This window comes from Protofrankia sp. CiP1_Cm_nod2, from assembly GCF_920664355.1.
GTDB lineage: Bacteria > Actinomycetota > Actinomycetes > Frankiales > Frankiaceae > Protofrankia.
Genome location: NZ_CAKKTL010000236.1, coordinates 1 through 7,959, shown reverse-complemented (window position 1 = coordinate 7,959; position 7,959 = coordinate 1). Strand labels below are relative to the sequence as shown.

9 protein-coding genes and 2 pseudogenes are annotated in these 7,959 nt (G+C 72.0%); 4 read left to right on the top strand and 7 right to left on the bottom strand.

Annotated features, from left to right (window positions below; genetic code table 11):
- Nucleotides 1-632, bottom strand: a pseudogene (locus NBW84_RS20275) (class I SAM-dependent methyltransferase); the annotation flags it as partial.
- 430 nt (nt 633-1,062) lie between these two features.
- On the opposite strand from NBW84_RS20275, the gene mshA reads away from it, so the two are divergent.
- Together mshA and NBW84_RS20265 are read left to right on the top strand one after the other, a co-directional pair.
- A complete protein-coding gene (gene mshA / locus NBW84_RS20270; RefSeq protein ID WP_250286458.1) occupies nt 1,063-2,301 on the top strand; it encodes a D-inositol-3-phosphate glycosyltransferase in 1,239 nt (412 codons plus the stop codon).
- A gap of 94 nt (nt 2,302-2,395) precedes the next feature.
- Nucleotides 2,396-2,887, top strand: coding sequence for a type III secretion system chaperone family protein (locus NBW84_RS20265; protein ID WP_250286451.1), 492 nt, complete (start codon nt 2,396-2,398; stop codon nt 2,885-2,887).
- A gap of 139 nt (nt 2,888-3,026) precedes the next feature.
- Here NBW84_RS20265 and NBW84_RS20260 read toward each other — a convergent pair whose 3' ends face one another.
- The gene (locus tag NBW84_RS20260; protein WP_250286455.1) at nt 3,027-3,557 is read right to left on the bottom strand and encodes an FABP family protein; all 531 of its coding nucleotides are present in this window, start codon (nt 3,555-3,557) and stop codon (nt 3,027-3,029) included.
- A 416-nt stretch (nt 3,558-3,973) separates the two neighbouring features.
- Between NBW84_RS20260 and NBW84_RS20255 the strand changes: the two genes are divergently transcribed.
- Complete coding sequence (locus NBW84_RS20255) at nt 3,974-4,336, top strand: DsrE family protein (protein WP_250286450.1); 363 nt, start codon at nt 3,974-3,976, stop codon at nt 4,334-4,336.
- Nucleotides 4,337-4,515: 179 nt separating this feature from the next.
- Nucleotides 4,516-4,740, top strand: coding sequence for a hypothetical protein (locus NBW84_RS20250; RefSeq protein WP_250286453.1), 225 nt, complete (start codon nt 4,516-4,518; stop codon nt 4,738-4,740).
- A 161-nt stretch (nt 4,741-4,901) separates the two neighbouring features.
- Here the strand turns inward: NBW84_RS20250 and NBW84_RS20245 are convergent, their stop codons facing one another.
- The 5 genes and pseudogenes from NBW84_RS20245 to NBW84_RS20225 all read right to left on the bottom strand — a co-directional run.
- On the bottom strand, nt 4,902-5,201 hold the full coding sequence (locus tag NBW84_RS20245; RefSeq protein WP_445548558.1) for a DUF1416 domain-containing protein: 300 nt from the start codon (nt 5,199-5,201) through the stop codon (nt 4,902-4,904).
- Between the two features lie 4 nt (nt 5,202-5,205).
- Entirely contained in the window at nt 5,206-6,039 is an 834-nt protein-coding gene (locus NBW84_RS20240) for a sulfurtransferase (protein WP_250286447.1), read from the bottom strand.
- Nucleotides 6,036-6,449: a DUF4395 domain-containing protein gene (locus tag NBW84_RS20235; protein ID WP_250286445.1), complete on the bottom strand. Its 414-nt coding sequence runs from the start codon at nt 6,447-6,449 to the stop codon at nt 6,036-6,038. The genes NBW84_RS20240 and NBW84_RS20235 overlap by 4 nt, the downstream gene beginning before the upstream one ends.
- 169 nt (nt 6,450-6,618) lie before the next feature.
- Nucleotides 6,619-7,398, bottom strand: coding sequence for a thioredoxin family protein (locus tag NBW84_RS20230; protein ID WP_250286443.1), 780 nt, complete (start codon nt 7,396-7,398; stop codon nt 6,619-6,621).
- Between the two features lie 260 nt (nt 7,399-7,658).
- Nucleotides 7,659-7,959, bottom strand: a pseudogene (locus NBW84_RS20225) (hypothetical protein); the annotation flags it as partial.

Genomic DNA, 7,959 nt, shown 5'->3' with positions numbered 1-7,959 from the left:
GGGCCCGTGAGCGGGCCGGCTGCCGTGGGCCGTCCGCGCCTGGCGGGCGGCCCGGATGCTGCGGCGGGCGCTGTGGCGGGCGCCGACGGCATCGGCGTCCCTGCCGGGCGCTCGGCAGCGAACCAGCAGGCACGCCGGCCGATCTCGTCGCAGGTGCCCTCGACCAGCAGGCCGCCGGGTGCGATGCGCTCGAGCATCGCCGCCCAGGCCGGGGCGACCGCCGCCTCCTCGTACTGGCGCAGCACGTTCATCGCGCGGACCAGCACCGGGCGCAGCCCGGCGAACTCGAAGCCGCCACGGGCGAAAACCAGCCCCGGTGGGCGCGCGGCCGGGGCCGCCGCGGCGACCCGCTCCCGGTCGATCTCCAGCCCGACGACCCGGACGTCGGGCCGCAGGGGCCGCAGCCGCTGGTAGAGCTCCACCGTGGTGACCGGCGACGAGCCGTACCCGAGATCGACGACAAGCGGGCCGGCGGTGGCACGTAACCGGGCCGCCTGTGTCCCGACGATCCAGCGGTCGACCCGGCGCAGGCGGTTGGGAGCGGTCGTCCCACGGGTGGCGAGCCCCAGCGCTCTGGCGCGGCCCGCGGCCAGCCGCGGCTCGCGGCGGCCGGTGGGGGAGGTACCTGACACGCGTCCACGATCGCAGAACCGGCTCGGCCGCCCCTGTCGCGGGCATCCGGAGCCGGATGCGGAAAAAACCGGTGAATCTCACCTGTCACCCAATCGCCGGTTCGCCGCGCCGCTGGCAGGATGAGTCCGGGTGTCCGTCAGAAGAGAGCCCATGACGGACCGCGACGGCGGATGCCGGCAGGACAGGGCCGGCGAACCTGATGGCGGTATCCGGTTACGGGCCGCAACCTCGGTTGCCTGTCGTTGTTGAGAGGCAGCCGTGGATGCGGCCGTCCGGCGCCGGACGGCCACGCCCGGGGCGGCTGATGCCGGGCATGCGGCCCCTGGATCGGTTGTTCGCAGGACCGGGCTGTCCGATGGTCGGTGAGTCCGGATGGTGTGGAGGTGGTTGGTGCGTCGGGTCCGGTCGGGCTTCCCTCGTCGGGTCGCCATGCTGTCGATGCACACGTCACCGCTGGAGCAGCCGGGTACCGGCGACGCCGGCGGCATGAACGTGTACGTGGTGGAGCTGTCCCGGCAGCTGGCCCTGCTCGGCACCGAAGTGGAGATCTTCACCCGCGCCACCAGCAGCAGGATGCCGCCGAAGGTCACCCTCACGCCGGGGGTCACGGTACGTCATGTCGCCGCCGGGCCGTTCGAGGACGTCGGCAGGGAGGACATGCCCGCCTGGCTGTGCGCCTTCACCGCGGCCGTGCTGCGGGTCGAGGCCGCGCACGAGCCCGGCTGGTTCGACGTCATCCACTCGCACTACTGGCTTTCCGGCCAGGCCGGGCTCGCGGTCGCGAGCAGGTGGGCCGTCCCGCTGGTACACACCGCCCACACGCTGGCGAAGGTGAAGAACGGCGCGCTCGCCGACGGCGACCGCCCTGACCCACCGCACCGCATCGCCGGCGAGCAGGACGTCGTCGACCGCTCGAACCTGCTGATCGCGTCCACCGAGGACGAGCGGCGCCACCTGGTCGATCTCTACGGCGCCGCCCCCGAGCTGGTCGACGTGGTGGCGCCCGGCGTCGACCTGGAGGTGTTCCGCCCCGGGGACATGGCGGCGGCACGCGGCCGTGTCGGTGTCCCGCCAGACGCGCTGCTGCTGCTGTTCGTGGGGCGTATCCAGCCGCTGAAGGCGCCCGACATGCTGCTGCGCGCCACCGCGCACCTGCTGGCGCGTGAACCGGCGCTGCGTGACCGCCTGGTCGTCGCGGTGGTCGGCGGTCCCAGCGGATCCGGCCTGGACCGTCCGGACTCGCTCGTGAAACTCGCGGCCGAGCTCGGCATCTCCGACATCGTCCGGTTGCAGCCCCCGGTGCCGCAGCCGGAGCTCGCCGACTGGTACCGGGCCGCGAGCGTGGCCGTGGTGCCCAGCCACAGCGAGAGTTTCGGCCTGGTCGCGCTGGAGGCCCAGGCCTGTGGGACGCCGGTCGTCGCGGCCGCGGTCGGCGGGCTGCGGACGGCGGTCCAGCACGACGTCTCCGGCATCCTGGTGGCGGAACGCGACCCGGCCGCCTATGCCGACGCCCTGGCCCAGGTGGTCGGCCAGCCACGCCGGCGCCGGCGCCTGGCCGCCGGGGCGGTCGGGCGGGCAGGGGAGTTCGGCTGGTCCGTGACGGCACGCGGCGTTCTCACCGGTTACCGTAACGCTGCGACACCGGTTACCGTCCCGGCAACGGCCTGACGCCGCGCGGCCGGCTGCGGCCGGCTGCGGCCTGGAAAGTCTCCGGTGGCCACGGCAGCGATCCAGATGAGGATCATGGTGGAGGTGGGAACCGGTGTCAGTACCTGTCGACAGTGCCGAACGGGCACGCCTCGGCCGCCTGATCGACGACGCCCTGGCGGAGCTGGGCCTGCCCTACGAACGGGTGACCGAGGACTCGTTCCTCGTCACCCTGGAGGGCGAGCACCGGCTGCGGACGATGACCTGGCTGGTGGTGGGGGACCACACGCTGCTCATCGAGGCGTTCTTCATGCGCCGGCCCGCCGAGAACGAGGCGGGCACGTACGCGTTCCTGCTCGGGCGCAACGCGAGGACCTACGGCGTGCACTTCTCGGTGGATCTCGCCGGCGACGTCTACCTGACCGGCCAGCTTCCGCTCACGGCGGTCACCGCCGACGAGATCGACCGGCTGCTCGGGTGCACCCGCACCTATTCGGACGAGAACTTCGATCCGGCGGTCGCTCTCGGGTTCGCCGGCGCCATCGCGCGGGAGAAGGCCTGGCGCGCCCGGGTCGCCGCCGAGGAGGCCTCCCGGATGCGCGCCTGACCTGGCCGGCATCCGACGGCCCGGCCCGAACGCGCGGCCGGCTCGGCCACCTGGCCCGGCCGGGCCGGCCAGCCCGAGTTCGCACCGCTCGGACGCGCCGAACGGGCCGAACGGGCCGAACGGGCCGTGCAGGCGGCAGTCAGCCAGCGGCCGGTGCCCGCTGGAGCCGGGCAGACAGGTGCGACTGCAACGGTTTGCCCTCGGCCGCCATGTCGATGGCGTAGGCAAGATCACCTTCGACGAAGCCGTACAGCCGCTGGGAGCGGTCCACCCGGCGCGCGGTGGCCGTCCTGATCACAACGTTGGAACGCAGCTCCACCCGCGTCCCGGCGACGTCCCCGACGTAGATCTCGCTGATCCCGAAGGGATGGGCGAGCATGACCTCCACGGTGGGCGGCCCGTCGCCCTCCGCGGGCTGCACCCGCCAGAAACCGGTCTCGGTCGCCAGCGGGCTGCCCTCGCTGCGCCCGTCCCGGGGCTCACCGACCCACCAGGTGTGGGACGTGTAGGACAGGGCGGGACGCCCGGTGCTGAAAAAGACGATCTCTTGGCCGTAGCGGAAGGCGTCCATCCCCTCGTAGCCGCCGACGCCCTCGCCCCGCCAGGTGCCCAGCAGGAAGGCGATCGGCAGCAGGCTCGGGTGCAGGTCGATCACCGGCCCGGGCCGCACGGTCACGTCCACCCGCCGACGGCGTGCCCGGGTACGGACATGGGTACGGGCACGACCGGGACGCTCAACGCTGACCCGAGTACAGCTTGTACACCGCGTACACGGAGAACCACCCGATGAGCACCGCTACAAAGATCAACAAAGCGGTGAAAAATATTTCCAGCACGGGACCAGTTTAGCCGTGAGCGCACCCTTCCCGCCCCGCTGGCGGTGGCTGTGTGACATCGGCCAAGCCGCCTGGCCCCGCGGAGCGGGGCCTTCCGGTACCGGCGGGCGGGCCCCGCGGCGGTGCGCGCCGGGCCTGTCCGGGCGGCCGCGTCCCACCACGGCAGCCGCCCGGCACGGCACGGGCCGGGCCGGGCCACCGGTACGGGCCGGGCCAACCGGTACGGACCATCCGGTACAGACTGACAGCCATGACAGCCTCACTGGTCATCAAGGCCACCGCGGGCGCGGACGCGCCGGAACGGTGCTCACAGGCGTTCACGGTCGCCGCGGTCGGGCTCGCCAGCGGCGCGGACGTCTCCCTGTGGCTCACCGGCGAGTCGGCCTGGTTCGCCCTGCCCGGGCGTGCCGCCGAGTTCGCGCTGCCCGAGTCGGCCCCACTGACCGGGCTGCTGGACGCCGTCCTGGCCGGCGGACGCGTGACCCTGTGCACGCAGTGCGCGGCGCGGCGGTCCATCGGCCCCGACGACGTGCTCCCCGGGATACGCATCGCCGGCGCGGCGGTCTTCGTCTCCGAGGTGCTCGCCGACGGGGCGCGGGCTCTCGTCTACTGACGGCCGTCCGGTACGTCCCGCGCTCCGCGGGCGTCCGCGGGACTGTGAGTAGCCGGTCGGCAGGACCGTGCGTGGCGCCGTACGCAAGCTCCGCAACCGCTCTCGCGGCAGCGGACCACGCACGGCACACGACACGGCTCCTTCACGGCGCCGGGAGGATGCGGTTTGGTGGTTGTGTGATGCACGAATCCGAGGTCCTGTACGCAGTTGTCCAGTTCGACGGTACCGCGCAGCGGACGGTCCGGCGTGTCGTCGCACCATTTCCGGACCGGAGCTCCGCCGCGCTGTTCGCGGTCGACAACGACCTGCGCAACTACACCGTCGGCCCGATGTCGTTCGCCGTACCCACCCGGGCCGTACCCGTGTGCCACGGCGTTCCCACGCCCCGGGCCGGCGGTTCCTGAGCGTCGCGAATCCACCCCCGTACCGGAACACCGTCCGCAGCACACGGAGATGGGCCTTTTCAGGAGGTCCGGAATTTCTCCGGATCCCGAAAAGGCCCATCCGGGACGGGTCGGGAAACCAGCGAGGCCCCAGGCCCCGCCCTGTGGAATTCCCCGGTTCCCTAGGCCGCGACCTCGATCTCGGCGTCGACGGGCTCACCCTGGCGGGCGACGACCTTCCGCTCGCCGGACGCGCCCGGGACGAGCGCCCGGACGGTCCACGAGCCGGGCCGGGCGAAGAAACGGAACTGCCCGGTCGCCGACAGCGGAACCTCCGCGGTGAAGTCGCCGCTCTCGTCGAGCAGCCGGGCATAACCCGAAGCGACCGGTGAACCATCCTTCAGTACGACGCCCTGGATGACAGTTTCCTTTGCCACGTCAATTCCTTCCAGCGAGGGTCCGCCACGGGGCGCGCCACACATGGTCTCAGGCGTCCTTCTCGATCGGGACGCCGACCAGTGAACCGTACTCGGTCCAGGACCCGTCGTAGTTCTTGACGTTCGGCAGGTCCAGCAGCTCGTGGAGAGCGAACCAGGTGTGGGCCGAGCGCTCGCCGATGCGGCAGTAGGCGATGGTGTCCTTGCCCAGGTCCACCCCGGCCTGCGCGTACAGGGCGGTCAGTTCCTCGTTCGACTTGAAGGTGCCGTCCTCGTTCGCGGTCTTCGCCCAGGGGATGTTCCTCGCGGTGGGGATGTGCCCGGCGCGCTGCGACTGCTCCTGGGGAAGGTGGGCCGGGGCGAGCAGCCGGCCGGCGAACTCGTCGGGCGACCGGACATCGACCAGGTTCCTCGTGCCGATCGCGGCGACGACCTCGTCCCGGAAGGCCCGGATGTCGGTGCGGGCGTCCTTGGCGACGTACTGGGCCGCCGGCCGGTCCGGGAGCTCCTCGGTCAGCTCGCGGCTGTCGAGCTCCCACTTCTTCCGGCCGCCGTCGAGCAGCCGGACCTCGCCGTGCCCGTACAGCTTGAAATACCAGTAGGCGTAGGCGGCGAACCAGTTGTTGTTGCCACCGTAGAGAACGACGGTGTCGTCGTTCGCGATGCCCTTGCCGGACAGCAGCTTCTCGAACTGCTCCTTGTTGACGAAGTCGCGGATGACCGGGTCCTGCAGCTCCGACTTCCAGTCGAGCCGGACCGCGCCGCGGATGTGCCCCTTGTCATATGCGGAGACATCCTCGTCGACCTCGACCAGGACAACCTTGGGATCACTCAGATGTGCGTCGACCCAGGCGGCATCGACAAGCGCGTTGGCGCGACTCATGCTTGCGCTCCTTTCACAGAACGTATGGCGAGATATATCTGGCAACCGAGGCAGAAGCCGATCGAGGCATTCAGGAACGCCGCGACGAACGCGAACGCCGTGGCCACGTACCCCAACGCGGCGACGTCGGCAAGAAAACCGGCCGTGCCCAGCACGCCGAACACCGCCCCGACCGCCTGCGCGAAACGCGGTGGCCGCTCGTCCTCCAGCTCGGCGGGTGGCCCCAGCCGAGGCTGGACCAGCGTGCGGTACAGCACCCCGTACGGAGCACGACGGACACCGATCAGCGCACCTGTCAGAAATACCACGGTCTGCGCGAGGAGCAACCAGCCATTCGCGGTCAGCAACACGACCGCGAGGACAGCGCTGGTGACCGCCGCACTGAACCTGGGACCTCTTGGGTCGACCACGAGCTCATCTCCTGACAGGCGAGTCCGCCGACGGCGGACGGCATCAACGCACAGATCAGGAAAATGGACACAGCGAGCTACGTACACGGCACAGATCGACCGTGCGGCGCCGGACGAGCTCAGTGGAGAACATAACCCCCTGACCGTAGCAGTGAACATGAGGGATGTGTTATCGATCCGACGGCCAATCAGGCCGGTCGGACACATCGATCATGGTATTGTCCGCTGCCGCGGCCGGATCCCGCCCGCGCGGCTCACCGACCGCCAGTTCCAGCGCCGCCAGAACGGCCGCCCGCCCCGGTGGGGCGCCGCTGGCCCGGCAGACCTCGCGAGCCCGCGCGTCAAGGACGAGGACGGTCGGCGTACGCCGAATCCGCAGCCGCCGGACCAGCTCGAGGTGGGATTCCGCGTCGACCTCCACATGCCGCACGCCCGGTACGCCGCTCGCGACGTCCGCGAGGATCCGCCTGGTCGCCCGGCAGGGCGCGCAGAAAGCGGTGGAGAACTGCACCAACGTGGCCCGCGCCCCGGGGGCCACCCCGAGCGCGACGAGTTCGGCGTCCACCGCGGCCAGCGAACCCGCCTCGTCCGGGCGGATCCCGTCCGGGCCTGCATCCTCCGGGCCTGCATCCTCCGGACGGGCCGGGCCGTGTGGGGCGGCCGGAGCTTCGTCGCCGTCCGTCACCTTGTTCTCCCCGTCGTTGTTCTCCCCGTCGCTCACGTCGCCGCCGCCGCTCACGTCGCCGCCGACCGGCTGGGCCGCGGCGGTCGCGATGGCATCCGCCACGGCCCCGTCAGGTACGACCGGCGCCGCCGGTGCCGACGGGCCCGGACGGACCACCCGGAACCGCCCGTCCCGCAGCCGGACAAGCACAGCCAGCCCGACAGCGCATCCAACAGCGGCCACCAGCACCCACAAACCGGTCACGCCAGGGAGCAGCGCATCCACCCATCCACCTCATTCCCCCACCGCGCACCGGCGATGGTGCCGGCGACGTGGGAGCGGGCGTAGGGGTGAACTGCCCGCCCGCCCGCCCACCTCGTTTCCCGGCCGCGCGCGTTCTTCGTCCCACTTCCCCGCACGGATGGGGCCTCGGCCCGCTGCTGGTCCTCGGCGCCGTCGGCCTGCCCCTTCCCCGCACGGGTGGGGCTGTTCACGGGTGGGGCTGTTCACGGGTGGGGCTGTTTCAGCGCGGCCTGGGCACGGCGTCAGGTACCCAGCAGCAGGTGGCCCACCGCGTACACGAACGCGGCGGCCGTGGCCAGTGGGAGGATCGCTACCAGCGGCCACCCGACAGGATGGCCGTCGTGCTGGGGTGCCTGCCCGGGGATGTCGGCGGGCGCTGCCGCGCCGCCCGGCTCGGCCACGGGCTCGGCGCGGATCTCGGTGGCCGCGCGGGCGACGGCACGGTCGGCGACAACCGCTGCCACGGCGGCGGCGACCGCGATCAGCGCCGCCTCCCAGGCGGCCGGACCGTCCGCGAAGCCGCCGAGGAGAGCACCCGCGCCG

Bases quoted from the DNA above. Each gene is read 5' to 3' on its own strand.
- NBW84_RS20250 (WP_250286453.1), top strand. From the start codon at position 4,516: ATGCACGAATCCGAGGTCCTGTACGCAGTTGTCCAGTTCGACGGTACC.
- NBW84_RS20245 (WP_445548558.1), bottom strand. From the start codon at position 5,201: ATGTGTGGCGCGCCCCGTGGCGGACCCTCGCTGGAAGGAATTGACGTG.
- mshA (WP_250286458.1), top strand. From the start codon at position 1,063: ATGCTGTCGATGCACACGTCACCGCTGGAGCAGCCGGGTACCGGCGAC.
- NBW84_RS20240 (WP_250286447.1), bottom strand. From the start codon at position 6,039: ATGAGTCGCGCCAACGCGCTTGTCGATGCCGCCTGGGTCGACGCACAT.
- NBW84_RS20255 (WP_250286450.1), top strand. From the start codon at position 3,974: ATGACAGCCTCACTGGTCATCAAGGCCACCGCGGGCGCGGACGCGCCG.